This is a genomic window from Actinosynnema sp. NPDC037264 (assembly GCF_055603705.1).
Window position 1 is genome coordinate 68203 of the sequence record NZ_JBVJVK010000023.1, and the last position, 26735, is coordinate 94937.

The 26735-nt window shown below is 73.7% G+C and carries 24 protein-coding genes; 6 read left to right on the forward strand and 18 right to left on the reverse strand.

The annotated features are described in order from the left end of the window. The first annotated feature begins 150 nt into the window (after window positions 1-150). From ACZ7GX_RS24465 to ACZ7GX_RS24475, 3 genes are read left to right on the forward strand one after another with little or no spacing between them, the layout of a single operon-like run. Window positions 151-1707 carry a helix-turn-helix domain-containing protein gene (locus ACZ7GX_RS24465; RefSeq protein WP_498779812.1) on the forward strand — a complete coding sequence of 519 codons (1557 nt, stop codon included), beginning with the start codon at window positions 151-153 and terminating at the stop codon, window positions 1705-1707. Between the two features lie 2 nt (window positions 1708-1709). Next, window positions 1710-2192, forward strand: a complete 483-nt coding sequence (locus tag ACZ7GX_RS24470; protein WP_498779813.1) for a hypothetical protein — start codon at window positions 1710-1712, stop codon at window positions 2190-2192. Between the two features lie 44 nt (window positions 2193-2236). After that, the gene (locus ACZ7GX_RS24475) at window positions 2237-3190 is read left to right on the forward strand and encodes a helix-turn-helix transcriptional regulator (protein ID WP_498779887.1); all 954 of its coding nucleotides are present in this window, start codon (window positions 2237-2239) and stop codon (window positions 3188-3190) included. A 3-nt stretch (window positions 3191-3193) separates the two neighbouring features. Here the strand turns inward: ACZ7GX_RS24475 and ACZ7GX_RS24480 are convergent, their stop codons facing one another. The 8 genes from ACZ7GX_RS24480 to rpe all read right to left on the reverse strand — a co-directional run bounded on the left by ACZ7GX_RS24480 (window position 3194) and on the right by rpe (window position 9843). Next, window positions 3194-3829 carry a DUF7919 family protein gene (locus ACZ7GX_RS24480; RefSeq protein ID WP_498779815.1) on the reverse strand — a complete coding sequence of 212 codons (636 nt, stop codon included), beginning with the start codon at window positions 3827-3829 and terminating at the stop codon, window positions 3194-3196. A gap of 13 nt (window positions 3830-3842) precedes the next feature. After that, entirely contained in the window at window positions 3843-5180 is a 1338-nt protein-coding gene (locus ACZ7GX_RS24485) for a M28 family peptidase (protein WP_498779817.1), read from the reverse strand. 188 nt (window positions 5181-5368) lie between these two features. Continuing rightward, window positions 5369-5818 (reverse strand): PH domain-containing protein, encoded by a 450-nt coding sequence (locus ACZ7GX_RS24490; protein WP_498779818.1) that lies wholly within the window; start codon window positions 5816-5818, stop codon window positions 5369-5371. Then, window positions 5815-6294, reverse strand: coding sequence for a 6,7-dimethyl-8-ribityllumazine synthase (gene ribH, locus ACZ7GX_RS24495; protein WP_230569175.1), 480 nt, complete (start codon window positions 6292-6294; stop codon window positions 5815-5817). Before ribH ends, ACZ7GX_RS24490 begins: the two co-directional genes overlap by 4 nt. Then, entirely contained in the window at window positions 6291-7565 is a 1275-nt protein-coding gene (locus ACZ7GX_RS24500) for a bifunctional 3,4-dihydroxy-2-butanone-4-phosphate synthase/GTP cyclohydrolase II (protein WP_498779821.1), read from the reverse strand. The genes ribH and ACZ7GX_RS24500 overlap by 4 nt, the downstream gene beginning before the upstream one ends. After that, window positions 7562-8173 carry a riboflavin synthase gene (locus ACZ7GX_RS24505; protein WP_498779823.1) on the reverse strand — a complete coding sequence of 204 codons (612 nt, stop codon included), beginning with the start codon at window positions 8171-8173 and terminating at the stop codon, window positions 7562-7564. The genes ACZ7GX_RS24500 and ACZ7GX_RS24505 overlap by 4 nt, the downstream gene beginning before the upstream one ends. 9 nt (window positions 8174-8182) lie before the next feature. Then, window positions 8183-9178 (reverse strand): bifunctional diaminohydroxyphosphoribosylaminopyrimidine deaminase/5-amino-6-(5-phosphoribosylamino)uracil reductase RibD, encoded by a 996-nt coding sequence (gene ribD, locus ACZ7GX_RS24510; RefSeq protein WP_498779888.1) that lies wholly within the window; start codon window positions 9176-9178, stop codon window positions 8183-8185. 14 nt (window positions 9179-9192) lie between these two features. After that, a complete protein-coding gene (gene rpe / locus ACZ7GX_RS24515) occupies window positions 9193-9843 on the reverse strand; it encodes a ribulose-phosphate 3-epimerase (protein ID WP_498779891.1) in 651 nt (216 codons plus the stop codon). Between the two features lie 167 nt (window positions 9844-10010). Here rpe and ACZ7GX_RS24520 point away from each other — a divergent pair, with 167 nt between their 5' ends. Then, window positions 10011-10649: an SDR family NAD(P)-dependent oxidoreductase gene (locus ACZ7GX_RS24520; RefSeq protein ID WP_498779825.1), complete on the forward strand. Its 639-nt coding sequence runs from the start codon at window positions 10011-10013 to the stop codon at window positions 10647-10649. A gap of 309 nt (window positions 10650-10958) precedes the next feature. On the opposite strand, the gene ACZ7GX_RS24525 is transcribed toward ACZ7GX_RS24520, so the two are convergent. From ACZ7GX_RS24525 to ACZ7GX_RS24550, 6 genes are all read right to left on the reverse strand, one after another. Further along, a complete protein-coding gene (locus ACZ7GX_RS24525; RefSeq protein WP_498779827.1) occupies window positions 10959-13535 on the reverse strand; it encodes a helix-turn-helix transcriptional regulator in 2577 nt (858 codons plus the stop codon). 36 nt (window positions 13536-13571) lie between these two features. Continuing rightward, the gene (locus tag ACZ7GX_RS24530) at window positions 13572-14123 is read right to left on the reverse strand and encodes a flavoprotein (protein WP_498779829.1); all 552 of its coding nucleotides are present in this window, start codon (window positions 14121-14123) and stop codon (window positions 13572-13574) included. 170 nt (window positions 14124-14293) lie between these two features. Then, window positions 14294-15721, reverse strand: a complete 1428-nt coding sequence (locus ACZ7GX_RS24535; RefSeq protein ID WP_498779832.1) for an RsmB/NOP family class I SAM-dependent RNA methyltransferase — start codon at window positions 15719-15721, stop codon at window positions 14294-14296. After that, window positions 15718-16647 carry a methionyl-tRNA formyltransferase gene (fmt, locus tag ACZ7GX_RS24540; protein ID WP_498779833.1) on the reverse strand — a complete coding sequence of 310 codons (930 nt, stop codon included), beginning with the start codon at window positions 16645-16647 and terminating at the stop codon, window positions 15718-15720. The genes ACZ7GX_RS24535 and fmt overlap by 4 nt, the downstream gene beginning before the upstream one ends. 300 nt (window positions 16648-16947) lie before the next feature. Continuing rightward, the gene (gene def / locus ACZ7GX_RS24545) at window positions 16948-17490 is read right to left on the reverse strand and encodes a peptide deformylase (protein ID WP_498779834.1); all 543 of its coding nucleotides are present in this window, start codon (window positions 17488-17490) and stop codon (window positions 16948-16950) included. Between the two features lie 46 nt (window positions 17491-17536). Continuing rightward, window positions 17537-17701, reverse strand: coding sequence for a hypothetical protein (locus tag ACZ7GX_RS24550; protein ID WP_498779836.1), 165 nt, complete (start codon window positions 17699-17701; stop codon window positions 17537-17539). Window positions 17702-17845: 144 nt separating this feature from the next. Here ACZ7GX_RS24550 and ACZ7GX_RS24555 point away from each other — a divergent pair, with 144 nt between their 5' ends. Then, window positions 17846-18421, forward strand: coding sequence for an RNA polymerase sigma factor (locus tag ACZ7GX_RS24555; RefSeq protein ID WP_498779838.1), 576 nt, complete (start codon window positions 17846-17848; stop codon window positions 18419-18421). Beyond that, window positions 18418-19617 (forward strand): hypothetical protein, encoded by a 1200-nt coding sequence (locus ACZ7GX_RS24560; protein ID WP_498779839.1) that lies wholly within the window; start codon window positions 18418-18420, stop codon window positions 19615-19617. Before ACZ7GX_RS24555 ends, ACZ7GX_RS24560 begins: the two co-directional genes overlap by 4 nt. 51 nt (window positions 19618-19668) lie before the next feature. On the opposite strand, the gene ggt is transcribed toward ACZ7GX_RS24560, so the two are convergent. The 4 genes from ggt to metK all read right to left on the reverse strand — a co-directional run bounded on the left by ggt (window position 19669) and on the right by metK (window position 26719). Beyond that, window positions 19669-21450: a gamma-glutamyltransferase gene (gene ggt, locus ACZ7GX_RS24565; RefSeq protein ID WP_498779841.1), complete on the reverse strand. Its 1782-nt coding sequence runs from the start codon at window positions 21448-21450 to the stop codon at window positions 19669-19671. 118 nt (window positions 21451-21568) lie between these two features. Then, window positions 21569-23554 (reverse strand): primosomal protein N', encoded by a 1986-nt coding sequence (locus ACZ7GX_RS24570; RefSeq protein ID WP_498779843.1) that lies wholly within the window; start codon window positions 23552-23554, stop codon window positions 21569-21571. A gap of 100 nt (window positions 23555-23654) precedes the next feature. Continuing rightward, window positions 23655-25130, reverse strand: a complete 1476-nt coding sequence (locus ACZ7GX_RS24575; RefSeq protein WP_498779845.1) for an alkaline phosphatase family protein — start codon at window positions 25128-25130, stop codon at window positions 23655-23657. Between the two features lie 386 nt (window positions 25131-25516). Beyond that, window positions 25517-26719: a methionine adenosyltransferase gene (metK, locus tag ACZ7GX_RS24580; RefSeq protein WP_498779847.1), complete on the reverse strand. Its 1203-nt coding sequence runs from the start codon at window positions 26717-26719 to the stop codon at window positions 25517-25519. Between the last annotated feature and the right edge of the window lie 16 nt (window positions 26720-26735).

The following is a 26735-nucleotide window of genomic DNA, read 5'->3' on the forward strand; positions in this document are numbered from 1 at the left end:
GGATCCATGCACCTCACGGATCAGCCTCATCCACCACCCGGCGTCACGGGGGCTCCGACCAGGGGCCCACCCCGCCTTATGCACGAAATGCATGGACTCCTGATCACATCTCTATACACTGGTGAGCACGCTCAGTGACGGGAGCGAGCCATGGAACGGAAAGCTCGAAGAGCAGCCAGTACCAGGCGCGCATGCCCGACGTGCGGGGCGCTGATCGCCGCCGACAACACCGACCGGCTCTGCCAGCGTTGTCGCCGCAACGCGCGGACCGAGCTCTACGGACCACCCGAGGTACCCGGGGACTTCTGGGACCACGAGGCGATGGCCGCCGCGTTCTCCGACCGGAACATGGGCGCCCTCCTCGCCGCCTACCGGCACCACCCCCAGCACGTCAGTCGCGTCACCCAAGACCGCATGGCGTCCTGGCTGGGGATCTCCCAGGCGCAGCTGTCGCGGTACGAGACCGGTGAGAACCCGATCGACCGGATCGACCGGCTGCGCCACTTCGCGCGGGCGCTCGGCGTGCCGGCCGACCGGCTGTGGTTCGACCGCGTCGGAATCCCAAGCCAGGCGGACGCCGATCGCGGCGCCCCGCCCGATGTGCTCGCCGCGGCGTGGGACGCGTCGAGCATTGCCAGATCGGTCGAGGAGACGGCGAGGAACGACTTGGCGATCAGCAGACGAGCGGCGCTCACCGGAGCCGCCGCGGTGGCGATGGGTCCCGCACTGGTCGAACCGTTGCAGAAGTGGCTCCACCCCTTGCAGCCCCTGTCCAAGTGGTCGTCCAGCGCGGCGATCAGCGAGGAGGAGCTGGCGGCGTTGCAGCGCGTCGCCGACGGGCTGCGCGGGTGGGGTGGCCGAGGCGGGTACGGGTTGGCGCGCAAGGCGGTGCTCGGGCAGTTGGAGGAACTGGCCGAGCGGTTGTCGCGGGCGCCGGCGGGCCCCACGACGGAACGGGCCTTCTTCATCGGGGCCGAGCTGTCCAAGGTGGCGGCGAGCATGTCGTGGGACGCGGGCATGCACGACGCCGCGCAGCGGTACTACGTGCTCGGGGTCCGCATGGCGAAGGCCGGGCGCAACGACCCGTTCGCCGCCCTGTGCCTGGCGGCGATGGCCAGGCAGATGTTCGACCTCGGCCGGCCCGAGGACGGTTTAGAGCTGGTCCAGCTGGGCCAGTACGGCACGCGGCGCAACGCCACCCCGACGTTGCAGGCGCTCCTGCTGACCCGTGAGGCGTGGGCCTACGCGCAGATGGGTCGGGTGCGGGAGTTCCACCGGGCGGTCGGGCAGGCGCAGGACAGCTTCGCGCAGCGGCGGCCCGGTTCGGACCCGTGGTGGCTGGACTCGTTCGACGAGGCGGAGCTGGAAGGCGTGATCGGCGCGCGCATGAGGGACCTGGCCGGGCACGACCCGAAGCAGGCGCCGTTGGCGGAGCGGCACATCCGGCGGGCGCTCGACCTGCGCGACCCGGCGAGGGTGCGCAACCGGGCGTTCGACGTCATCGGGTTGGCCCGCACGAAGATGGTGTCGGGCGAGCCCGAGGAGGCGTGCGGGCTGATCCAGCAGGTGCTGCCGACGGCGGCGGGCCTGGCGTCCGGGCGGGTGGTGCGCAAGCTGCAGGACTTCGCCAAGGAGGCCGAGCGGCACCGCGACCTGGCCGTCGTGCGCGACACCCGTGAGGCGATCCGCGGGGTCCGGACGGCCTAGTGATGCGGGTGGGGATCACCGGGCACAGCAAGCTGGCGCCCGATTGCGTCGACTCCGTGCGGGAAGCCATCCGCGCGGCGGTGGAGGCCGAGGCGGCGGGCGGGTCATCCCTGGTCGGGGTGACCTGCCTGGCGCCGGGCGCGGACCAGCTGTTCGCGCGGGTGGTGCTGGAGCTGGGCGGCCGGGTCGAGGTCGTGCTGCCCGCGATGGACTACCGGGACCGGCTGAAGCCGGAGAAGCGGGCCGACTACGACGAGCTGCTGGCGCGGGCGCACGTGGTCAGCGTGCTGCCGAACGAGCTGTCGGGCCGGCACGCGTACGTGATGGCGAACGAGCGGATGCTCGCGTCGGTGGAGCTGCTCATCGCGGTGTGGGACGGGCAGCCGCCGGACGGGCGCGGCGGCACGGCGGACGTCGTGGAGACGGCGCGCGCGTCGGGCGTGCCGGTGGTGGTCGTGTGGCCGGAAGGTGCACGACGCGGCTAGGACGCGGACAGGAGCTGTCCGCGTTGGCCGGCAGACTGCGGCTCATGCTGGAGACCTCGGCCCGTCTGCTCAAGCTGCTGTCGTTGTTGCAGGTGCGCCGCGACTGGACCGGAGCGGACCTCGCGCACCGCCTCGGCGTCGACGTCCGGACCGTGCGGCGCGACGTCGACAAGCTGCGCACCCTCGGCTACCCGGTCAACGCCGCGCCGGGGGTGTCGGGCGGCTACCAGCTGGGCGCGGGCGCCGAGCTGCCGCCGTTGTTGTTGGACGACGACGAGGCCGTGGCGGTCGCCGTGGGGTTGCGCACGGCGGCCAGCGGCAGCGTGTCGGGCATCGAGGAGACGTCGGTGCGCGCGTTGGCCAAGCTGGAGCAGGTGCTGCCGTCGCGGCTGCGGCGGCGGGTGAACGCGCTCCAGGCGCACACCGTGGCGTTGCCGATGCGCGGGGCGCAGGTCGATGCGGGCACGTTGACCGCGATCGCCATCGCGTGCCGCGACCACCAGCGGCTGCGGTTCCCCTACGCCGGGCGCGACGGCGACACCCGCCGCCACGTGGAGCCGCTGGGCCTGGCGAACACCGGGCGGCGGTGGTACCTGGTGGCGTGGGACGTGGACAAGGCGGACTGGCGGACGTTCCGGGTGGACCGGATCCAAGGGGAGCCGACCCCGGGCGCCCGCTTCACGCCGCGCGAGCCGCCGGCGGAGGACCTGGCGTCGTACGTGGCGCGGCAGCTGTCCGTCGCGCCGCACCAGCACGAGGCCCGGCTGATCATGCACGCGCCCTACGACGTGGTCGCGGCACGCACCTCGTACGGCCCGATCCACCTGGAGCGGATCGACGACGAGCGGACCCGGCTGACGGTGGGCACGTCGGCGTTGGAGGACGTCGGGCCGTGGATCGCGATGATCGGCGTCGACTTCGAGGTGGAGGGCCCGGAGGAGCTGAGGCGCCACCTCCGGGCCACCGCCGAACGCCTGCTCCGCGCCGCCGGTCCGTGACGCCTACGCCCTGCCCGGGAGCCGCAGGACGATCTCCCGATGGTCCTCGACGTGCTCGGTGACGACGGTGTCGACCGTGACGTGGTCGACGTCCGGCGCGTCCAGCTCGGCGTGGGAGGGGCCGTCCAGGCGGAGGAAGTCGTCCAGGTCGGGCGACAGGCCCCACACCGAGTAGCCGTCGTCCTCCACGCGCACGGGCGTGCCGACGGGCAGGGACCGCTTGGCCTCCTCCCAGGCGCGGCCACGGGCCTCGGCCTCCGCCCGCACCGCCGGCACGAACTGCGCCGGCGGGCGGTAGTGGTGCCGCACGACGTAGTGGTGCACCAGGTTCGGCGCCGCGTAGACGACGCCGTCCGGCCCGGGAACGCGGATCTCCGCGCTGCCCAGCGTCTGCACGGTCCCCTCGACCGGCTCCCGCACCGGGTACGCGGCGCCCGGTCCGCACAGCTCACAGCCGTGCCACCCGCGCGTGACGTGGACGCGGTGGTACCGGACCAGCACCCCCAGCGCCTCGGCCAGGCCGGGCTCCGGTTCGCCGACCTCGAACCGCGACTCCCGGCCCAACCACCCGACGTTGACCGTCGATGGCGTCTCCCCGCTCCAGTACACGTAGGGCGTCAGGTCTTCGTACGTCGTCATGTCGTCCCGTCGTTCAGCCGCGTGTGCAGGCCAGACGGTAGGCGGCGGCGCCGATCAGCTCCAGCGAGATCTGCAGGCGGTCCGGGCTCACGTTCTGCGCGATCGTGTCCTCGGGCGTGTGGTAGAGCGGCTCCAGCTCGTGCGGGCCGCCCTCTCCTCGCCAGCTGAAGTTCGCCGCGGCGATCTTGCGCTCGTGGAACGGCACGTGGTCGCTGCTGCCGCGCGGCACCGGGCCGTGCACCTGCGCGCCGTAGCCCAGGCGTGCCGCGGCGGCGGCTACCTGCGCGGTGGTGGCGTTGTCGCCGCCGTCCACCGAGAGCAGCCAGTAGGCGGTGGCCGGGCCGTGGCTCGTGGCGACCATGTCGTTCTGGAACACGCCCGCGATGCGCGCCGCGTCCGCGTCGGCGAGCTGGTTCACGTAGTACCGGGAGCCGAGCAGGCCCTGCTCCTCCGAGCCCCACAGCGCGAACCGCAGCGCCTTGTGCGTCGGCAGGTAGCGCAGCACGCGGGCCAGTTCGAGGGTCAGCACCGTGCCGCTGCCGTCGTCGTTCGCGCCGGGCGAGCCGGGCACGCTGTCGTAGTGCGCGGTCACCATGACCACGCCGTCGTCCCGGCCGGGGAACGTCGCCGGGCGTTCGGCGATGACGTTGTACGAGGTCAGGCCCGCGAGGTGGGTGGTGGAGACGGTCACCGTGACGGCGCCCGCGGCCCGCAGCCGCTCGACGTGCACCTGCGCGACGCCCAGCACCGGCACGGCGACGTTCGCGGTCAGCGTCGGGGAGAACGCGCCGGTCTTGCCCGCCGGCGGCGTCGACACGCGGCCGACCAGCACGGCCGCCGCGCCCAGCCGTGCCGCGTCCAGCACCGCCGTGGAGCCGGTCGGCACGTTCACCAGCAGCGCGACCTTCCCGGTCAGGTCGGCGGGCAGGGACGCGCCGGTGCCCAGGTCCACCACCGGGCCGCTCGCGGTCACGCCCAGCGCGCCGAAGCGGGACGCGCCCGCGTGCCACGTGTCCGAGCCGACGGTCAGCTTCGACAGGTACTTGTCCGGCACCGCGAACGGCTGCAACGTCACCTGGTAGCGCAGGTCGCGCAGCTCGGAGGCGAGGTAGTCGCGGGCGCGGTGCTCGGACTCCGTGCCGCCGATGCGCTGGCCGATCCGCTCGCTGAGCACCCGCAGGTGCTCCATCGCCTTGCGCGCCCGCACCCGGCCCACCACCGGGTAGTCGCCGAGGAACAGGTCGGGCTGCTCGGACGCGCCGGGCCGCTGCGCCCGTGCCGCCGGGTTCAGGCCGAGCGTCACCGCGCCGGCCACGGCCGCGGCACCGGTCAGGAGTGAACGTCTGCGCATGTGCGGACCCCCCAAGCTCGTAGATCACCCGAACCTAGGCAGGGGTCCGACCCCCTACAAGAGTGCTGTCGGAGGACACCCCTGGTCCAACGGAACCACGCCGATCAGCGCTTACGCCAGCAGACCGGACGAGGTAGGCGACCGTTCGACCCGGGGGACCCGAACGGGGGACACGCGCGGGCGGTCGATCAGCGGGTGGCGGCTTTGTGCAGGTCGCGAAGGGCGCGGACGGCGGCGACGGCGTGGTCCCGGTCCACCGCCTGGACGGCCATGATCGACACGTACTCGTCGTCCGGCAGCTCCAGGCGCGCCCACGACGCGCCGTCCGGGAACGACACGTGCAGCACCTCCGGCCAGCTGAAGCGGTGCGCCGTGACCACGTTGCGCACCTCGACGCCCTCGGCGTCGGCCCGCACGCGCGGCCTGGTCAGCAGCAGCATGCCGCACGCCAGCAGCACACCCAGGAAGATCATCGCCACCTGGTCGGAGGTCCGGAAGATCACGCCGGTCGGCGTGTCGCCCAGCAGCAACCCGACCACGGTGAACACCGCGACCAGGAACACCGCGCTGGCCCACGCGACCACGCGGATCCTCTTCGGGCGGAACTCGACCACGTCGACGGCCACGGCGGTCCTCACGAGCCCGCTCGCAGCCCGCGCAGCACGACCGCCGTGTCCAGCGCCGCCACACACGCCTCGAAGCCCTTGTCCTCCACCGAGTCCGGGAACCCGGCGCGGGCCAGCGCCTGGTCCTCGTCGTTGGTGGTCAGCACGCCGTTGCCGATCGGCGTCGACGAGTCCAGCGCGACCCGGGTCAGCCCGGCGGTCACCGCGTCGCACACGTACTCGAAGTGCGGCGTGCCGCCCCGGATCACCACGCCCAGCGCCACCACCGCGTCGTGCGTGCGGGCCAGTTCCTGCGCCACGACCGGCAGCTCCACCGCGCCCGCCACCCGCACCACCGTCGGCGAGGCGACACCGGCCTTCGCCGCCGCCGCCAACGCCCGCTCGACCAGGTTGTCGGTGATCTTCGTGTGCCAGCGCGTGGCCACGACGCCCAGCGTCAGCCCCGCCGCGTCGGGGACGACGTCCTCGGGCCGCCCTTCGCCGCTCATTCCGCTCCCTCCGTGGTGGACACCACCGCGCCGCCCTGGGCCAGCGCCTCGTACTGCTCGAGCTGGTGCAGCTCGTGGCCCATCCGGTCGCGCTTGGTGCGCAGGTACCGCAGGTTCTCCGGGTTGGGCGAGATCGGCAGCGGCACCCGGTCGAGCACGGTCAGCCCGTAGCCCTCCAGGCCCACCCGCTTGGCCGGGTTGTTGGTCAGCAGCCTCATCGACTTGATGCCGAGCGAGGCCAGGATCTGCGCGCCGGTGCCGTAGTCGCGCGCGTCGGCGGGCAGCCCGAGCCCGAGGTTCGCGTCCACCGTGTCCGCGCCCCGGTCCTGCAGCTGGTAGGCCTGCAGCTTGTGCATCAGGCCGATGCCCCGGCCCTCGTGCCCGCGCATGTAGAGCACGACGCCGCGGCCCTGCGCGGCCACCGCCTCCAGCGCCGCGTCCAGCTGCGGGCCGCAGTCGCAGCGCAGCGAGCCGAACACGTCGCCGGTCAGGCACTCCGAGTGCACCCGGACCAGCACGTCCTCGCCGTCGCCGATCTCGCCGTAGACCATCGCGATGTGCTCGATGCCGTCGAGCTTGCTGTCGTAGCCGACCGCGGTGAACGTGCCGTGCGCGGTCGGGATGCGGGCCTCGGCGACCCGCTCGACCTGGACCTCCATCCGCCGCCGGTAGGCGATCAGGTCGGCGATCGTGACGAGCGCCAGGTCGTGGTCGGAGGCGAACACCGCCAGCTCGTCGCGGCGGGCCATGTCGCCCTCGTCCTTCTGCGACACGATCTCGCAGAGCACGCCCACCGGCGACAACCCGGCCATCCGGGCCAGGTCGACGGCGGCCTCGGTGTGCCCGGCACGACGCAGCACGCCACCGTCACGCGCGCGCAGCGGCACGACGTGACCCGGACGGTTGAAGTCCTTCGCCGTGGCGTCCGGGTCGGCCAGCAACCGGATCGTGTGCGCCCGGTCCGCCGCCGAGATGCCGGTGGAGATGCCCTCCCGGGCGTCCACGGTCACGGTGTACGCGGTGCCGCGCTGGTCCTGGTTCGTGTGGTACATCGGCGGCAGGTCCAGCCGGTCGCAATCGCTCTCGGTCAGCGACACGCACACGTACCCGGACGTGTAGCGGACCATGAACGCCAGCAGCTCCGGCGTCGCCTTCTCCGCCGCGAAGATGAGGTCGCCCTCGTTCTCGCGGTCCTCGTCGTCCACGACGACGACGGGCCTGCCCGCGGCCATGTCCGCGATGGCCCGCTCGATGTCGGCGAAGTCGTTCACCGGGCCTCCTCGGCGGGCAGGTGGGGCAGCGCGAGCCGCTCGACGTACTTCGCGATCACGTCCACCTCCAGGTTGACGTGGTCGCCCGGCGCCCGGCGGCCGAGGGTGGTGAGCTCCAACGTGGTCGGGATCAGGCTCACGGTGAACTCGGTCTCCGACACCGACACCACCGTCAGCGACACGCCGTCCACGGTGATCGAGCCCTTCTCCACCACGTACCGGGCCAGGGCAGGCGGCAGGCCGATGTGGACGACCTCCCAGTGCTCGGCCTTCTCCCTGGCCAGCACCACCCCGGTGCCGTCGACGTGGCCCTGCACGATGTGGCCGCCCAGGCGCTGGCCCACGGCGGCGGCGCGCTCCAGGTTGACCCGGTCGCCCCCGGCGATCTTGGCCAGGCTGCTGCGGGTCAGCGTCTCGCGCATCACGTCCGCGGTGAACGCGCCGTCGGCGACGTCCACCACGGTGAGGCACACACCGTTGACCGCTATCGAATCGCCGTGCTTCGCGTCGCTGGTCACCAACGGACCCGCGATGGTGACGCGGGCCGCGTCCGGCAGGTCGGCGACGGCGACGACCTCACCCAACTCCTCGACGATCCCGGTGAACACCGTTCCTCCTCAACGCGCGGGGACTGCGGATACCCGCACGTCCGGCCCGCACATACTGACCTGCTCCACGACCAATCCCACAGCGTCGGTGACGGTCGACACCCCCGCGTCCCGCAACGCCTGCGGACCGTCGCCCAAGAACTTCGGGGCGAGGTAGGCGAGCACGCGGTCGACGCGGTCGGCCGCCACGAACGCACCCGCCAGGGTAGGCCCGCCCTCCAGCAGCACGTCGACCACGCCCCGCGCGGCCAACGCGCCGAGCACAACGTCCGGGTCGTGCGTCCGCAGGTGCATCGTCTCCGCCTCGTCGTCCAGCACTCGGGCCCCCGGCGGCAGGTCGCTCTTGCCGACGACGACCCGCAACGGCTGCCCGACCCCATCCTGCCCCGGACGCGCGGTCCGCGCGGTCAATCTCGGGTCATCGGTGCGGACCGTCCCGGTGCCCACCACGATCGCGTCCACGGCCGCGCGGAACTCGTGCACCTCGGCCCGCGACTCCGCCGAGCTGATCCACCGACTGGTGCCGTCGCCCGCCGCGACCCGTCCGTCCAGGCTGGCGGCGTACTTCCAGGTCACGTGGGGTCGCCCGGTCCGCGCGTAGTGCAACCAGGCCCGCAACGGCCCCAGCCGCACCGCGTCCCCGCCCACGCCCGCCTCGACCAGGACCCCGGCCTCCCGGAGCACGGCGGCCCCACCGGCCGCCTTCGGATTGGGGTCCGCCACCGCGAACACCACCCGCGCCACCCCGGCCGCGAGCAACGCCCCGGTGCACGGCGGCGTCCGCCCGTGGTGGGCGCACGGCTCCAACGTCACCACGGCCGTGCCGCCCCGGGCCGACTCACCGGCCTCCGCCAGCGCCACCACTTCGGCGTGCGCGCCACCCGGCGGCCGGGTCGCGCCGACCCCGACCACCCGCCCGCCCGCGTCCAAGATCACACAACCCACCGGCGGGTTCGGACTGGTCGTGCCCCGCACCCGCTCGCTCGCCGCGACGGCCAGCGCCATCGCCTCGTCCACGTTCACCGCGCGCGCGTCGCCTGCTCGCGCAGCCGCTCCAGCGCCACACCGGGATCGGCCGCGTCGTACACCGCCGACCCGGCCACGAAGCAGTCCACCCCGGCCTCGGCCGCCTGCTCGATCGTGTCCGCGTTGATGCCGCCGTCGATCTCGACCACCAACCGGAGGTGCCCGGTGTCGACCAACCGGCGCGCCACGCGCACCTTGTCCAGCACCTCCGCCATGAACGACTGCCCGCCGAACCCCGGCTCCACCGACATGATCAGCAACGTGTCGTAGTGCTTCAGCACGTCCACGTACGGCTCCAGCGCCGTGCCCGGCTTCAACGACAACCCGGCCTTCGCACCCGCCGCACGCAGGTCCTTCGCCAACGCCACCGGATCACCGGCCGCCTCCACGTGCACGGTCACGTTGTACGCGCCCGCCTCCGCGTACCCGACCGCCCAGCGGTCCGGGTCGTCGATCATCAGGTGGCAGTCGAGCGGCAGGTCGGTCGCCTTGCGCAGCGACTTCACCACCGGCAGCCCGATGGTCAGGTTGGGCACGAAGTGCGCGTCCATGACGTCCACGTGCAGCCAGTCGGCCGAGGGCACGGCGGCGGCCTCGTCGGCGAGTCGGGCGAAATCGGCGGACAGGATGCTCGGGGCGATCATCGGCTGGTGGACCACGGGTGCCGAGTCTAGGCTTCCGCGATTGCCCGGACCTGGCCGGGAGCCGTATTTCACCCCGCACTTTTCCGACTACTCACGCGGGTAGTTCCCTAGCCGGTGTGCCTGCCATAACGTGCACACCGGGGGGCAGCAACTGGGGAGCACTGGGGATGAATGCCGAATTCCGACACAAGATCGCACTGATCACCGGGGCCTGTTCGCCGCTCGGCGCCGAGGTGGTCGAGTCGCTGGCCAGGCAGGGCGCGCTGGTCGCCGCCGTCGACAGCGACGGCGCGAGACTCGCCGACCTGGTCGAACACCTCCACGCACAGGGCCTGCGGATCGCCGGCAGGCAGATCGACGTCACGTCCAGCGCCGCCGTCGACGCCCTCGTCGACCAGGTGGAACGCGAGTTCGGCGCCATCGACGCCCTGGTCGCCACGGCCGGCGCCCTGCGCCCCGGCCCAGCCCTCTCGATCACCGACGACGACTGGTCGCACAGCTTCGCGGTCAACGTGGACGGCGTGTTCAACGTCTCCCGCGCCGTCGCCACCAGAATGGTCGACCGGGGCCGAGGAACGATCATCATGGTGCCCGCCCACGTGATCGCCGTGCCGAGATCGGGCATCGCCGCCTACGCCGCGTCACGCGCCGCAGCCATCGCCTACACAGAGTGCCTGGCGGTCGAAGTAGCACCACACGGCGTCCACTGCGCGGTAGTAGCACCCGCCGACGTCCACCGAGTCGCCGACGAAGTCAGATTCCTCCTCGCCGACCCCTCCCCCATCTCCAACGCCGTCGGCGCCTAACCCCACAAACCGAACCACCCCACCCAAACCCACCCAAACCCACCCAGCCGCCTATCCAACCCCACACCGACCACAACGGACCCGCCACACCCACCGAGGCCCTCAACCGCCGCACAACGGACCCGCAGCGGACCCCACCGAGGCCCGATTTGACATGGGTTCGGGTGCTTTAGGCTGGTCGAAGCCGGCAGGCATGGCGGGACGCTTTTCCCCGCCGGGCCTGCCGGCTTTGGCCTGCCTGGAGTGCCCGTACGGGCCCCATGTCAAATCGAGCCGGACCTGACCCGAGCAGCCCCACCCCTCGGCCTCTCACACCGTCGACGTCTCCGCACTCGCCTGCTCGTGCGCCAACCGCGCCAACTCCACCCTCGAACTGATCCCGAGCTTCCTGAAGATCCCCCGCAGGTGGTAGTTCACCGTGTGGGGCGACAGGAACAACTGCTTCGCCACCTGCCGGTTCGTCAACCCGGCCCCCACCAACCGGGCGATATCCCGCTCCGCCTCGGACAACAACCTCCACTCCTCCACCCCACCCGCACCACCCGCACCCGAACCAGAACCACCCGCACCAGAACCAGCCACCCGCCCACCCCCGCGTAACCGGGCCAACTCACCATCCGCCCCCATCCGCTCGAAGATCCTCGACGCGACCGTCGTGTGCGCCGAAGCCCGAACCACCTCACCGGCCTCGGCCAACACCTCCGCGAGGTCCTCGTTCGCGTTCGCCCGCGCCCACGGGTGCCGATGCCGCTCCGCCGCCTCCCGCAACCGCTCCGCGTCCCGCTCCACCAACGCCCGCGCGTGCCGCGCCGCCACCGACACCGCCGGGAACCCCGGGTTCTCGGCCGCCAACCGCTCGGCCGCGCCGACCACCTCCCCCGCCAACCCCCCATCCCCCACCGCCGAAGCCTGCCGCACCAACCACGGCGCGGCCCCCGGCTCCTCGACCAACATCCGCCGCACCCCGGCGGGATCGTCCATCCGCTCACGCGCCAACTCCACAGCCCGCTCGGCCCCACCCCGAGCGTGCGCCAGCAACAACTCCACCCAGTCGTACTGCCCCGAGTGCAACACCGCCTCACCCGCCGCCAGATCCGCCCGGTACCGACGCACGTGCTCGCCCGCCGCCGCCACGTCTCCCCGGTGCAACGCCACCGTCGCCAGCACCGTCGACGCGAGCGGCACCAGGATCCGCAGCCCCCGGTCGCGCGCGCTCGACAGCCCGCGCCGCGCCGCCGCCAGCGCCCGGTCCAACTCCCCCGCCTGGACCAGCACCCTGGCCCGCGCGATCGTCCGCGCGGCCGGCGCACCCGCCTTCACCGCCTCGTCCTCACAAGCCGCCCCGTGACACCTCTCCCCCTCGCACCCGGCCCCCTCGCACCCCTCCCCCTCACGGACCCACTTCTCCGCCCGCTCGAAGTCACCCAACGCCGACAACTTCAACGCGAACGACACCGCCGACTGCGACTGCCACCACGCGGTGGGCCGGTCGAGCTCCCAGCGCGTCGACTGACGACCCCAGTACATGGCCTCGGCGAGCTTCCCGGCGTTCCACTCCAGGCACGAGTGGACCGTCGCCGCCATCACCACGTCCGCGTCCGCGGGCTCCCGGTCCCGCGTCGTCAACACCGACAACGCGTGCGCGCCCGCCCGGCTCCCCGTGGCGAAGTACAGCGACAGCAACCGCCCGGCCTGCGCCAGCCGCCGCAACGGACCGGGCACACCGGGCGTGGTCAGCACGTGCTCCATCTCGGACACCGCGTCCGCGGGCCGGCCGTCCGCCAGCAGGATCCCCGCCAGCACCACGTGCAGCTCGGCCGCCGCGCGGGTGGGCACACCGCCCGTCAGGCTCTCCCTCGCCAGCGCGATGGCGGAGCCGAGCCTGCCGTTGGCCGCCAACGACCGCACCCCGCCCACCGCGGCCGCGCCCCGCGCCTCGTCCTCCTCGCCCCACTCCTCGGGCGCCTCCGCCACCTCGGCCGACCTCGCGCGCAGCGCCTCCACGTCGTGCCGCAGGGCGTGCCGCACCGACCCGGGCATCGAGTCGACCACCGCCCGCCACACCAGGTCGGACGCGAACTCCAGCCGCTCGTCGACGCACACCACCAGCCCGGAGGCCAGCACCTCGTCCACCGCGAGCAGCAGCGCTCCAGTGGACTCGTCCATCATCGCGGCCACGTCCTGGAGCAGGAACGACCTGCCGATCACGGCCGCGACCCGCAGCACCTGGGTGGCCTTGGCCGACATCGCGTCGACCTGACCGCGCACCGCGGCCCCGACCCGGCGCGGCAGCCACCCGCCGCGCGGCCGGGCCACGCCGTCGCGCACGTCGAGCCGTCCTTCTTCCCGCAAGCCCTCCACGAGCTCGGCGACCAGGCGCGGGTTGCCGCCCGCGCCCGCCGTGAACGACGCCAGGTCGGGGTGCGGCACCGCGCCGAGCAGGTCGGTGACCATCCGCTCGACCGCGTCGTCGTCGAGCGGCCCGAGCGGGAGCACCTCCCCGTGCCGGCTCAGCGCGTCCCGGATCTCCACGGCCTCGCCGCACAACGCCGCCAACACCGACACCGACCGATCCCCGCCGGCGGTCGCCGCCAACTCGAGCAACGCCGCCGGGTCCTCGTGCGCCTGGTCCACCACGATCAGCACCGGCACCCGATCGCTTTCCACCCGATCGAGTGCCGCCGCCACGTCGGCCGACGCCGCCAACCCGGCCCCCGGAACGGGTACCACGGCGAAACCCCGGTCGCGGGCGGCGGCGACCGCCTCGCGCAACAGGGAGGTCTTTCCGGAGCACGGCGGGCCGTCGATGGCCAGCAGGCCACCGGGCGTGGACAGGAAGCGGAGAACCGAAGCCCATTCACGATCCCGGCCGTACAATTTCGACACAATCAAGACTGCTACGCATCTCGACTGGCTGTCAATTCAGCCGGCCGCGCCGTTACCGGCGTTTTCACCTAATGCGACGAGTGGCGCCACCCGATCCAGTTCACGCATCACCGACTCGGGATCGGGCGCGAGCACCACTCCGGCGGAGCGCAACACGGCCAAGTGGCCCTCGAACGCGGGGTGGGCCGCCTGGCCCTCGGACACCTGCGGCAGCGCGACCATCGGCTTGCCGGTGCCCAACGCCTCGCACAACATCGTGAGCGCCTGGTTGTCGGCGATCCCCAGCGCGAGCTTGACCAGCGAGTTCGCCGTCGCCGGCGCGAACACGAACGCGTCCGGCGCCGGGTAGGGCTTGGGCTCCCACGGCAGGCGGGACGTCCACCGCACCGGCAACCCCGTCAACTCCCGGAGCGAATCAGACTCGGGCTCGAGCCACCGGGCCGCGGTGGGGGTGAACGTGATCGCCAACCGCCACCCCTTGACGGCCAGGGGCCGAGCGAGCCGGTCCACGAACCACTGCTCGACCCCTCCCCCGGCCGACGCGACAACACCGAGCACCGCCGCACCGCTCACGAGAGCACCACTCACCAGAGCCCACCATTCACCCGACCCGGCCCGACCTGACCCCGCTCACCGGATCCCGCTCACCAAACCGCCGTCATCGAATCACCGATCCCCCGATTCACCCGGTCACCGATTCACAAGATCACCGGATCACCGGATCACCGAACCAACGGATCACCGGATCAACCCACCACTCACACCGGCCGCCGCAGAATCGCGCAGAACATCGCGTCCGTCCCGTGCTTGTGCGGCCACAACTGCACCTGCGGCCCGTCGCCCAGCTCCGGCACGCCCGGGAAGAACTCCCGCGCGTCCACCCACTCCGCCCCGGTCCGGCGCGCCACGTCGCCCACCACGCCCACCGTCTCCGACAAGTGCGGCGTGCACACCACGTACGCCACCACACCGCCCGGCCTGACCAGCGACAACGCCGCCGTCAACAGCTCGCGCTGCAACCTGGCCAACGGCGCGACGTCCGAGGGCTGCCGCCGCCACCGCGCCTCCGGCCGGCGCCGCAACGCGCCCAACCCGGTGCACGGCGCGTCCACCAGCACCCGGTCGAACCCGCCCTCCTCGAGCCCGGACTCCCGGCCGTCGGCCACGTGCACCGTGATCGGCAGGTCGCCCATGGCCTTGCGGATCAGCTCCGCCCGGTGCGGCGCCTTCTCGACCGCGTCCATCGACGCGCCCGACAACCGGGCCAGCGACCCCAGCAGCACGGCCTTCCCGCCGGGCCCCGCGCACAGGTCCAGCCACCGCTCGTCACGGCCCTCGACCGGCACCCGCGTCAACGCCACGGCGCACAGCTGGCTGCCCTCGTCCTGCACGGCCGCCAACCGCTCGCGCACCGCGTCGAGATCGCCCGGGTCGCCCGCGCCCGCGTCCAGGTGCACCCCGTACGGCGAGTACGGCGCCACCTCGCCGCCGGTCATCGCGGCCAGCTCCTCCGCGCTGCACTCACCGGGCCTCGCCGCGAGGTGCACGGCCGGCCGCGCGTCGTCGGCGAGCAACGCCTCCCGCAGCGGCTCGCCACGACTGCCGAGCGCCTCCGCGAACGCCTGCGCGATCCACCGGGGGTGCGCGTTGGCCATGGCCACGTACCCGATGGGGTCGGTGTCCTCGTCCGGCGCGACCTCCTCGACCCAGGCCGCCTCGTCCTGCCCGGTCACCCGCCGCAGCACGGCGTTCGCGAACCCGGCCGCGCCCGAACCCCGGTCGGCGCGCACCAGGTCGACCGTCGAGGCCACCGCCGCGTGCGCCGGGATGCGGGTGCGCAACAACTGGTAGGCGCCCAGCCGCAGCGCGTCGAGCACCGCACCGTCCACTTCGGACAACGGCCGGTCGGTGCAGGCCGCCAGCACCGCGTCCAGCAGCCCCTGCGCGCGCAGCGACCCGTACGTCAGCTCGGTCGCCAGGGCCGCGTCACGCCCGGTGATCCGACGTTCCCGCAGGATGCCCGGCAGCACCAGGTTCGCGTAGGCGTCGCGCTGCCGGACGGCGCGCAGCGTGTCCAGCGCGGCCTGGCGGGCGGGGTCCTCCACCGGCGGTCGCTCCGGACCGGTGCGACCGCGGGGCGGGTGCGCCCGCCGAGGGCGGGATGGACGCGAAGACCTCTGGGTCATGAAATCCGTTCCCCCGCTTCGATCCGGGCGCCGCGCGCCCAGTCGGTCGCCGACATCCGCTTCTTGCCCTGCGCCTGCACTTCGCCCAGCGCCACCGGGTCGGTGGCCGTGCCGACGAGCACGCGCTTGCGCTCCACCCGGAGCTCGCCGGGCGCGAGCGGCTCCTCCGCCTCGACCGGGAGCACCGGGCCGAGCTTGAGCCGCTCACCGCGGAACTCCGCCCACGCGCCGGGGTCCGGCGTCACCGCGCGGGCCACCCGGTCGATCGCGACGGCGGGCGTGCCGAAGTCGAGCCGCGCGTCGTCGACGGTCACCTTCGGCGCGTAGCTCACGCCCTCCTCGGGCTGGTCCACGGGCCGCAGGGTGCCGTCCGCGATGCCGTCCACAGTGGACAGCAGCAGGCGCGCGCCGGACTCGGCGAGCCTGCCGAGGAGGTCACCGGCCGTGTCCCGGTCGCGCACCCGCTCGGTCACCACGCCGTACACCGGGCCCGCGTCCAGCTCCTTGACGATGCGGAACGTGGTCGCGCCGGTGATGTCGTCGCCGTGCCGCACGGACGCCTGCACCGGCGCCGCGCCGCGCCAGGCCGGCAGCACCGAGAAGTGCAGGTTCACCCAACCGTGCCGGGGGATCGCCAGGGCGGACTCGGGCAGCAGCGCGCCGTAGGCCACCACCGGGCACAGGTCCGGCTCCAGCTCCTTCAACCGCGCCTGGAACACCGGGTCGCCCGCCTTGGCCGGCGCCAGCACCTCGATGCCGCGTTCGTCGGCCAGCGCCGCGACCGGGGAGCGCTCCACCCGGCGGCCACGACCGGCGGGCGCGTCCGGCCGCGTCACCACGGCCACGACCTCGTGCCGGCCGGACTCCAGCAGCGCCCGCAACGACGGCAGCGCGACCTCGGGCGTGCCCGCGAAGACCAGCCGCATGTCAGATCCCCCCGCGACGCACGTCGGGACTCCACCGGGACGGCCTGGTTTCCTGGACGAACACGCACTCTCCTCGCATCTTCCGCGACACCGCAGGCCGCAAGTCTAGAAGAGCGCCTTCGACCCAGCTCGCCCGCGACCTTCGCCCCCACCGCACCCGCGAGGTCGCGTCGATCGTTCGCGACTCATTTTCCGGCGATCACGCTCTTCGATCGTCGGAAAATCAGGCGCGAACGATCGACTTCCGGGCGACCTCGCCGCCGTCTGCGGAGCAGCGGCAATCAAACACAGCAGCGGCCATCAACCACCAAACAACGGGTGCGGCGACTGCTTGATCGTCGGCACGCCGCCGTCGAACCACGACTGCTGCCGGATCGCCCGCATGGCCTCCTTGCGGGTCGCCTCGTCCAGCCGGTCGAGGAACAGCACGCCGTCGAGGTGGTCGGTCTCGTGCTGGATGCAGCGGGCCAGCAGGTCCGTGCCCTCGACCTCGATCGGCTCGCCGTGCATGTTCCAGCCCTTGGCCACCACGTGGCGGTGCCGCCGGCAGTCCCAGGACAGGCCGGGGATCGACAGGCAGCCCTCGGGGCCGTCCTGCTCCTCCTCGCCGACGACCTCGAACGTCGGGTTGACCAGGTGACCGGCGAAACCGTCGCAGTGGTAGGTGAACACCCGCAGGCCGACGCCGAGCTGCGGCGCGGCCAACCCGGCGCCGCCCGCCTCGCTCATGGTGTCCCACAGGTCCTTGACCAGCTTGCGCAGCTCCGCGTCGAAGTCGGTGACCTCGACGGCGGGCGTCCGCAGCACCGGGTCGCCGAACAGCCGGATCGGTTGGACGGTCACGCGCACTCCTCGAAGCCTGGGGAGGTCCCAGTCTACGAAAGCGCGCTCAGTGCTCCAGGTCACGGCCGAGGAAGGCGACGCCGACCAGCGCGGCCAGGAAGTGCCCGACGAACCGGGCCGCCGTCGTGACCACCGGCTTCACCGCGCTCGCCGCGCCGGCGGTCGGGCGGCTGACAGCGCTGGGTGTGGGTGTCATGGTCATCGTGGTCATGTCGGCTCCTCCGCTCCCGGCTCCTGTGCTCCCAGCGTGCGCCCCGGCGGCGTCGCCTGGCGTCCGCTCGGAGTCGCGAGGGGTCGTCATCCTCGGGAATGAGATCGGCTGCAACGCCGGGGGCGGCTGCGGCTACTTACCGGCATGACTGCTGCGACATCGGGCCGGCAGGGGGCAGCACGGGTGACCGACACCGACGCGGAGCTGTGGGCGCGCGGCGACCAGGCGGCGTTCGGCGCGCTGTTCGACCGCCACGCCGACGCGGTGTGGAACCACGCCTACCGGCTGACGGCGTCGTGGTCGCTCGCCGAGGATTTGACCTCCGCCACGTTCCTGGCCGCGTGGCGGCGCCGGTCCGACATCACCCTGGTCCGCGACAGCGCCCTGCCGTGGCTCTACACCGTGGCGGGCAACCTGGCGCGCACCGAGTTCCGCCGCCTCGGCCGGTTCCGGCGGGCGTTGCGGCGGGTGCCCGGCCAGGAAGCGGTGCCCGATCACGCCGAGCGCGTCATCGCCTCGGTGGACGACGACCGCGCGTTACGCCGGGTGTTGGACGTGGTGGCCACCTTGCCCAGAGCCGAACGTGAGGCCGTGGAGCTGGTCCTGCTGGGCGAGCTGTCCACGGCCGAGGCCGCCGAGGTGCTCGGCGTCGCCGAGGTGAGCGTGCGCTCGCGGATCTCGCGGGCCCGTGCGCGACTGCGTGCCGTGGAGGAGCGATGAGCCAGCCGGGGATCAACCTGCCGCCGCGCCGCCCCCTACCGCCTGACGTGCGGAAACGGCTGCGCCGCCGGGTCGTGGGCGGTGGGGCCGTGCGCGCGCCGCTCGCCGCCGCGGCGGCCGTCGTGATACTCGCCGCGGGCGGTGCGATCATCGCCCAGTCCACCGGGGGCGACGACCGCACCGCCGTCACGCCGCCGTCCACCACCTCTTCGGCGGCCGGGTCGCAGGCCCCTCCCGTCACCGGCGTCTCGCCCGGCGCGGCCACGACCGACGCGGCGCGGTGCGGGCTCGGCGACGCCGACGTGCGGTTCACGCTCCTCCTGGCGGGCCGCCGGATCCTCGTGACGCGGGACGACCGGTTCTGCGAGCTCACGCACACGACGATCTCGAAGAACAGCCCCGCGGTCGGCCCCGTCCCGCTCGAGGACGGCGCGGCGGCGGTGTTGTGGCGCAGTGGCAGCGGCGTGCTGATCGGGCGCGTGCCGGCCGGGACCGGCCACGTCGTGCTGGACTCCGGGGACCCGACCGGCGCCGGACCCGTCCCGGTCTCGCTGGTGGAGGACCTGTTCGTGACCCCGTACACCACGGTGGGCTTGTCGGCGCGCTTCACCACGGCGTCGAGCGTGGTCTTCGCGGGGATCGACGTCGTGGCGCTGCCGACCGCGGAGGTCTGGGCGGCGCCGCGGGAGGAGTTGCCACTGGGCGACCCGGACGTGGCCCGGTGCCTGGACCGGGCCCTGCTGGACGCGGCGCGGTGGGTGGGCGACCCGCTGAAGTGGCGACCCGGAGCGGTCTCGGGCCAGGCGGCCGACGCCCGGCTGGTGCTGCACGACCAGGCCGGGAAGACCGCCCTCTGCGAGTTCAGCCTGGGTCGGCCGCTGCTCGTGCACGAGGAGGACCCGGCACCGCGGCGTGGCGAGTCGTTCGCGATCCGCCACGTGACCAGTCGCGAGACCGGCCCCGGACCCGGCGACGGGCACGTGCTGCTGGCCGGCACGGTCGACGCGGCGCGCGTGGGCGGGCTGGAGATCACCGATCCCCGGGGGCGGACGGTGGCGGCCACCCTGCGGGACGGCACGTTCATCGCCCGGCTGGACCAGCGGCACCTGACCGCCACCGACGCCCTCCTCGACGGCTTCCGGGTGCGCGTGCTCGACCACGGCAACCAGCCGGTCGAGACCGTGACGCTGGGCTGAGACCGGTGTGGTCCCGCCCGACCAGGGGGCGGGCGGGACCCCACCACCACGTCATCGCGTCGGCCACACCGCCCGGGCCGCGCCGCCGCCACGCCGGGACGTCTCCGCCGCCGCGCGCCACCGGCCGTCGGGCAGGCGTTCGACCGCCGTGACCGCGCCGATCTCGGCGGTGGAGGTGAACCGGTGGCCCAGCGCGCGCAGCGCCGCGGCCTCCGCGCCCGCCAGGAACGCGGGCTCGGCCTGGGTGTTGGCGGCGTTGCGCTGGGACGCGCGCGGCGCGGCGATCGCCTCGACCAGAGGCGTGCCGCGGTCCAGCCGCCGGGTCAGCACCTGCAGGACGGTGGTGATGATGGTCGCGCCGCCGGGCGAGCCGAGCGCCAGCACCGGCTTGCCGTGCTCCAGCACGATCGTCGGCGTCATGGACGAGCGCGGGCGCTTGCCGGGGCCGGGCAGGTTCGGGTCCGGCACGCCCGGCGTCACCGGCGTGAAGGAGAAGTCGGTCAGCTCGTTGTTGAGCAGGAAACCGCGACCGGGCACCACGATGCCGCTGCCGCCCTCCTGCTCGATGGTCAGCGTGTAGGCGACCACGTTGCCCCAGCGGTCGGCGACCGTCAGGTGCGTGGTGTCCGTGCCCTCGTACGGCGTGGCGGCCGGCTCGCCGCCGGTCGCGCACGGCGTCGGGTTGCGCGGGTCACCGGGTGCGACCGCGCCGGTCATGGCCGCCGTCGGCGAGATCAGGCACGCCCGGCTGTCGGCGAAGCGCTGCGACAGCAGCTCCCGGGTCGGGACGTCGCTGAACGCCGGGTCGCCGACCCACCGGTTGCGGTCGGCGAACGACAGCCGGCTGGCCTCCAGGAACCGGTGCAGGTACTGGACCGGGTCCGCCGCGGCCAGGTCCGTGCTCTCCAGGATGTTCAACGCCTCGCCGGCGGTCGTGCCGCCGGAGGACGGCGGCGCCATGCCGAACACGTCGTAGTCGCGGTAGCGGACGCGGGTGGGCTCGCGCAGCGGCGCCTCGTACCGGGCGAGGTCCGCCGCCGTCAGGTCGCCGGAGCGGACCTTGCGGGTGGAGCCCGCCACCACGGGCGGCTGCCGGACCGCCGCGACCAGGTCGCGCCCCACCTCGCCGCGGTAGAACGCCGACATGCCGTCCCGGCGCAGCGCGCGGTAGGTGTCGGCCAGGTCGGGGTTGCGGAACGTGCTGCCGATCGCCGGCGGCGCGCCGCCCGGCAGGTACAGGGCGCTGGTCGAGCTGAAGTCCGCGAAGCGGGCGGCGTTGTCGCTGACCTGCCGGTGGAACGTGGCGTCGACGGTGAAGCCGCGCCGGGCCAGCTCCTCCGCCGGCCGCACGGCCTGGTCGAGCGACCACGTGCCCCACTGCCGCAGCGCCTGCTGCCAGGTGCGCGGCGTGCCCGGCACGCCCACCGACAACCCGCTGGTCATGGCCTCGGCGAACGGGAGCGGGACGCCGTTCTCCACGAACAGGTGCGCGTCGGCGGAGGCGGGCGCGGTCTCCCGCCCGTCCACTGTGGACACGCGGTGCGTGCGGGCGTCGTAGTGCACGAGGAACCCGCCGCCGCCGATGCCGGCGGAGAACGGGTCGGTGACGCCCAGCGCGGCGGCCACGGCGACGGCGGCGTCCACCGCGTTGCCGCCGCGGCGCAGGACGTCGACGCCGATCTGCGAGGCGTCGGGGTCGACGCTGGACACCACGCCGCCGAAGCCGACCGCTTCGGGCACGCGTGGTGGATCGGCGACGGCGGAGGCGGTGGCGGGCAGGAGTGGTGCGACGAGGAGGGATGCGAGGACGCTGGCGACAGTCGACCGGAGCATCGTTCCCTTCTACTCCACCCCGGCCGAAAGCAGAACCACCCGGGAGTCGCCGTGTCGGGTTCCGCACCGAAGCGCTTCGTGGGAGCGGACGACGCCGCGGGGCCGGAGGACGTCGAGGTCAGAGGACTTCGAGCGGGTCGAGCTTGACCCGCACCACGTCCGGTTCCTTCCGGGCGCTGCGCACGGCCAGCACGTCGGCCAGCAGCGCGGCCAGCGCGCGGCCCTCCGTCCGGGACACCCGCACCAGGGCGCGTTCCTTGTTCTCCGACAGCGGCACCGGGCCCAGGACTTCGCCCGTCGGCGGCAGGTCCAGCTCCTCCAGGACGCCGGCCAGCGCGTCCGGCGCGCCGTCCACGGTGGCCATCCGCACGGCGGGCGGGAAGCCCAGCTCGGCCCGCGCCGCCAGCTCCTGCCGCGCGTGCCACACCGGGTCCCACCGGACCAGGGCCTGGACCGGCGCCAACGACGAGTCCGCGACCACGACCACCCGCCCGGCCGCGTGGACCAGGGCCGCCGCCGTCATCCACCGCCGCAGCGCCTCCTCCGCCGCGCGCAGGTCGGCCCGGCCGAGCAGCGCCCAGCCGTCCAGCAGCAGGGCCGCGCCGTAGCCGCCCTCGGTGAACGGCTCCGCGCCCGGCGTGGCCACCACCAGGGACCGGCCGCCCGGCACCTCGGCCAGCACCTCGTCGCCGCCCGACGTGCGGACCGGCACGCCGCTGAACGCGCGCCCCAGCTCCTCGGCCGTGCGGCGGGCGCCGATGACCTGGCCGCGCAGCCGGCGCGAACCGCAGTTCGGGCAGCGGTACGCCGCCTCCGTCGCGCCGCACCAGCGGCAGTACGCGGGCCTCGGCACGCCGTCCTGGGTGCCGCCCGGCAGCGCCAACGGGCCCGCGCACCGGCGGCACCGGGCGGGCGACCGGCACTGACCGCAGGCCAGCGCGGGCACGTACCCGCGCCGGGGCACCTGGATGAGCACCGGCGTGTCCGCCGCCAGCGCGGCCCGCGCGGCGTCGAAGGCGATCGACGGCAGCCGGGCCGACCGCGCCGCCGCGTCCTTCACCTCCTGCCACTCGCTCTCGCCCACCGCCGCCACCCTCGGCGCCACGGCCCGCAGCGTGTCGCGGGCCGCGACCACCTCGTGCGCCCAGCCGCTGTCCACCAGCAACTGGGCCTCAGCGGTCCGGGCGAAGCCGCCGACCAGCAGCGACGCGCCGGTCAGGTGCGAGCGCTGCACCAGCACGTCCCGCACGTTCGGGTACGGCATCCGCGGCTCGGAGTGCAGGTCGTCGCCGTCGTCCCAGACCGCGACCAGCCCGAGGTCCCGCACCGGTGCGAAGGCCGCGCCACGCGTGCCCAGCACGACCCGCACCGCACCCCGCCGCACGGCCAGCCACCGCTTGTACCGCTCGGACGGCCCGAGGTCGGCCGACAGCGTCACCACGCCCGCCTCGCCCACCAGCGCCGCGCACGCCCGCTGGAGCCGGGCCAGGTCGCGGTGGTCCGGCACGACCACCAGCGCGCCCTTGCCCGTGCTCGCCACCGACGCCGCCGCCTCGGCCAGCCGGGCGGGCCAGTCCTCGGCGGGCAGCGCCTGCCACACCGCCCGCGCGGCCCGGCCGGACCGCAGCGCGTCCAGCAGGTTCGGCCCGAACGGGTAGCGCGCCCACCCCTCGTCCGAGGGCGCCTCGGGCACCGGCGCGGGTTCGTCGGAGGGCTTGGCCTCGGCCCGCGCGTGGCGGGGCGGGATCGCCATCCGCAGCACGTCGATCAACGACCCCGCGTACCGGTCCGCGATCGCCCGCGCCAGCTCGGCCACCTCCGGCGACAGCACCGGCTCCGGCGAGATCACCCGGTCCAGGAACGTGAGCTTCCGCCCGTACTCCGACGACTCCGCCCGCTCCAGCAGGTAGCCGTCCACCAGCTGGCCGGCGAACCGCACCCGCACCCGGCAGCCGGGCACGGCGTCCGCGTCCTGCTCGGTCGAGACCTGGTAGTCGAACGGCCGGTCGAGGTGCGCCAGCGGCACGTCCACGCACACGCGGGCAACCGGTAGCGAGGCGGCGGGAACCCGCTCGCCCCTCCTGGTCGTCGCCTTGCCCGCCACGGGTGGAGGTCTACCAGAGACCGGGGTGGACGCCCGCGACCCGGGCCCCGATCGGGACACCATGCCCCCAGTATCGAACACGTGTTCGACCTTGGCAAGATCACGACCGGGTGATCGCGGGCGACACGCTCTCCCGCCCGTTCTCCAGGTGCCCCGCCAGCCTGCGGCGGAACCCGCCGTCGGAGGTGATCGTCACGTCGTACCAGCCGTGCCGGAACGCGGTCAGCCACGGCACCAGCCGCCGCCTGCCCGGCCGCACCGCCACCTTGAAGTCCCGCCCGTCGCCCACCACGGCGAACGTCACGTCCGACGGGCCGAAGTTCGCCAGCGTGATCGACACCATGCGGCTGTGCGCCGACGTGGCCAGCGCCACCGACTCGCCCCGCGCGCCCGCGAACTCGCGCCGGAACCCGTTCGGCCCGACCACGGTGAACCGGTACCGGCCCTCGAACGGCACCACGACGTCCACCGAGGACCGCACGTCGAAGTGGACCGGGCCCTCGAACTCGCCCGCGTGCGGGTGCAGCGCCAGGTGCACGCTCTCGTCGCCCGAGTTCCGCAGTTCCAGCCGCACCTCGCCGCCGACCGCCGCACCCGACACGTCCGGCTGGTAGGGCAGCGGGCGGGCTGGCCGCACGCCCGGTTCCTGCCGGTCGACGGGCGGGCCGTGCTCCACCACCACCGGCCGGCGCGCCCGCCGGGTGAAGTCGAACGCCGAGGTCAGGTCGCCGCACGCGGTCCGCCGCCACGCGTCGATCCCCGGCGCCGCCACGCCGAGCCACCGTTCCAGGAACCGGATCGTGGACGAGTGGTCGAACACCTGCGAGTCCACGTACCCGCCGACCGTCCACGGCGACACGACGACCATCGGCACGCGCGGCCCCAGCCCGGGCGCGTCCGCCACGCCGTGCGGCGGGCAGGGCGGCGGCACGTGGTCGAAGTGCCCGTCGGCCTCGACGTGGGTGACGAACAACGCGGTGGAGTCCCACACGTCCGGCGTGGACGCCAACGCGTCGAGCACCTCGTAGGTGAGTGACGCGTCAGGGTGCTCGCACGCCAGGAGGAACGACACCCGGGGCAGCCGGCCCGCCACCACGTCGGCCCGGAACGACGCCGTCAGCTCCCCGTCGCACAGTGCCTCGCGCGCGATCCTCGCGAACCGGGTGGCGAACTGGTCCTGGCGTTCGGCCGACTCCCGGTAGACGCGCCACGACGTGCCGGCGTCCTGGAGCCGTTCGGCGTACCCCGCCCACTCGGCCTCGGCGTGGGGCGTGCCGTGGTAGGCGTCGCAGACGGTGAACGTGTCCGCCAGCTCGTAGTCGAACGGCAGGTCACGTCGGTCGTGGGCGGTGGCGCTGCGGGCGTCGTCGATCGCGTCGGGGTCGGCGAAGCCGCGCACCCCGCGCAACGTGCCGTAGCAGTGGTCGAACGACCGGCGCTCGCGCACGAGCAGCACGACGTGCTCGATGGCGGACAACCCACCCGACCGGGGCTCCCGTGCCAACGCCTCGTGCACCGACGGCGGCAGCAGGGAACCCGTCACGGCGGTGTGCGGCGTGCGACGCGTGTCGGGCATGACCGTGTCTAACGCGCGCCGGTGAACTCAAGAGGTCCTCCGGACCACACCCGCGCAACCCGCGGCGGACATCGACGCGGAACCGTCAGACCGCGCCGTGCCGTCGGGAACCGTGTTCAAGCGAAGCCGTTCGTGCCGTCCAGGCCGCGACTCCGTGGTGTCGACGCCGGACACCGCGCCAGGTCGACGGTCTCCAACCGCGGCACGGACCGCGCCCACTCACCGCCATCCGGCACGTGCCGCCGACCGGCCACGATGCTGCCCGGCCGCGGACAGCGGCGGGGGATTGTCGGACCCCGCCGGCAAAATAAAAGCAGGGGTCCCCTTGGGCGGGGACCCCTGCGCAGCGTCGCTCGGGCGTCAGGCGCCCCAACGCCGGTCGGGCGTCAGGCGCCCGCGGCGGCGCGGAGGGCGTCGGCGCGGTCCGTGCTCTCCCACGGCAGGTCGACGTCGGTGCGGCCGAAGTGGCCGTAAGCGGCGGTCGGGGCGTAGATCGGGCGCAGCAGGTCCAGGTCGCGGATGATCGCGGCCGGGCGCAGGTCGAAGACCTCGCCGATCGCCTGCTGGATCTTGGTCGGGTCGACGGTCTCGGTGCCGAAGGTCTCCACGAACAGACCCACCGGGGCCGCCTTGCCGATGGCGTACGCCACCTGCACCTCGATGCGCGTGGCCAGCCCGGCGGCCACCGCGTTCTTCGCCACCCAGCGCATCGCGTACGCCGCGGACCGGTCCACCTTCGACGGGTCCTTGCCGGAGAACGCGCCGCCGCCGTGGCGGGCCATGCCGCCGTAGGTGTCGACGATGATCTTGCGACCGGTCAGGCCGGCGTCACCCATCGGGCCGCCGATGACGAACCGGCCGGTCGGGTTGACCAGCAGCCGGACGTCCGAGGTGTCCAGGCCGAGCGCGTCGACCTCGGGGGCCACGACGTGCCGGCGGATGTCGACGCCGAGCAGCTTCTCCAGGTCGATGCCGTCCGCGTGCTGCGTGGACACCACGACGGTGTCCAGCCGCACCGGCTGGTCGCCCGCGTACTCGATGGTGACCTGGGTCTTGCCGTCGGGACGCAGGTACGGCACCGTGCCGTCCTTGCGCACCGCGGTCAGCCGCCGCGACAGCCGGTGCGCCAGCGCGATCGGCAGCGGCATCAGCTCGGGCGTGTCGGTGCACGCGTAGCCGAACATGAGGCCCTGGTCGCCCGCGCCCTGCTTGGCGATCTCGTCCTCGGTGCCCTCGACGCGCTTCTCGAACGCGGTGTCCACGCCCTGCGCGATGTCCGGCGACTGCGAGCCGATGGCCACGTTCACGCCGCACGAGTAGCCGTCGAAGCCCTTGGCCGACGAGTCGTAGCCGATCTCGACGATCTTGTCCCGCACGATCGAGGGGATGTCGGCGTAGGCCTCGGTGGTGACCTCGCCCGCCACGTGCACCTGGCCGGTGGTGACCATCGTCTCCACCGCGACGCGCGAGCGCGGGTCCTTCGCCAGCAGCGCGTCGAGGATCGAGTCGCTGATGGCGTCGCAGATCTTGTCCGGGTGCCCTTCGGTCACCGACTCACTGGTGAACAGCCTGCTGCTGTGCTGGCTCACGACACTCCCTAACTGT

Bases quoted from the DNA above. Each gene is read 5' to 3' on its own strand.
- ACZ7GX_RS24465 (WP_498779812.1), top strand. From the start codon at position 151: ATGGAACGGAAAGCTCGAAGAGCAGCCAGTACCAGGCGCGCATGCCCG.
- ACZ7GX_RS24470 (WP_498779813.1), top strand. From the start codon at position 1,710: ATGCGGGTGGGGATCACCGGGCACAGCAAGCTGGCGCCCGATTGCGTC.
- ACZ7GX_RS24475 (WP_498779887.1), top strand. From the start codon at position 2,237: ATGCTGGAGACCTCGGCCCGTCTGCTCAAGCTGCTGTCGTTGTTGCAG.
- ACZ7GX_RS24480 (WP_498779815.1), bottom strand. From the start codon at position 3,829: ATGACGACGTACGAAGACCTGACGCCCTACGTGTACTGGAGCGGGGAG.
- ACZ7GX_RS24485 (WP_498779817.1), bottom strand. From the start codon at position 5,180: ATGCGCAGACGTTCACTCCTGACCGGTGCCGCGGCCGTGGCCGGCGCG.
- ribH (WP_230569175.1), bottom strand. From the start codon at position 6,294: ATGAGCGGCGAAGGGCGGCCCGAGGACGTCGTCCCCGACGCGGCGGGG.
- ribD (WP_498779888.1), bottom strand. From the start codon at position 9,178: ATGGCGCTGGCCGTCGCGGCGAGCGAGCGGGTGCGGGGCACGACCAGT.
- rpe (WP_498779891.1), bottom strand. From the start codon at position 9,843: ATGATCGCCCCGAGCATCCTGTCCGCCGATTTCGCCCGACTCGCCGAC.
- ACZ7GX_RS24520 (WP_498779825.1), top strand. From the start codon at position 10,011: ATGAATGCCGAATTCCGACACAAGATCGCACTGATCACCGGGGCCTGT.
- ACZ7GX_RS24535 (WP_498779832.1), bottom strand. From the start codon at position 15,721: ATGACCCAGAGGTCTTCGCGTCCATCCCGCCCTCGGCGGGCGCACCCG.
- fmt (WP_498779833.1), bottom strand. From the start codon at position 16,647: ATGCGGCTGGTCTTCGCGGGCACGCCCGAGGTCGCGCTGCCGTCGTTG.
- ACZ7GX_RS24550 (WP_498779836.1), bottom strand. From the start codon at position 17,701: ATGACCACGATGACCATGACACCCACACCCAGCGCTGTCAGCCGCCCG.
- ACZ7GX_RS24555 (WP_498779838.1), top strand. From the start codon at position 17,846: ATGACTGCTGCGACATCGGGCCGGCAGGGGGCAGCACGGGTGACCGAC.
- ACZ7GX_RS24560 (WP_498779839.1), top strand. From the start codon at position 18,418: ATGAGCCAGCCGGGGATCAACCTGCCGCCGCGCCGCCCCCTACCGCCT.
- ggt (WP_498779841.1), bottom strand. From the start codon at position 21,450: ATGCTCCGGTCGACTGTCGCCAGCGTCCTCGCATCCCTCCTCGTCGCA.
- ACZ7GX_RS24575 (WP_498779845.1), bottom strand. From the start codon at position 25,130: ATGCCCGACACGCGTCGCACGCCGCACACCGCCGTGACGGGTTCCCTG.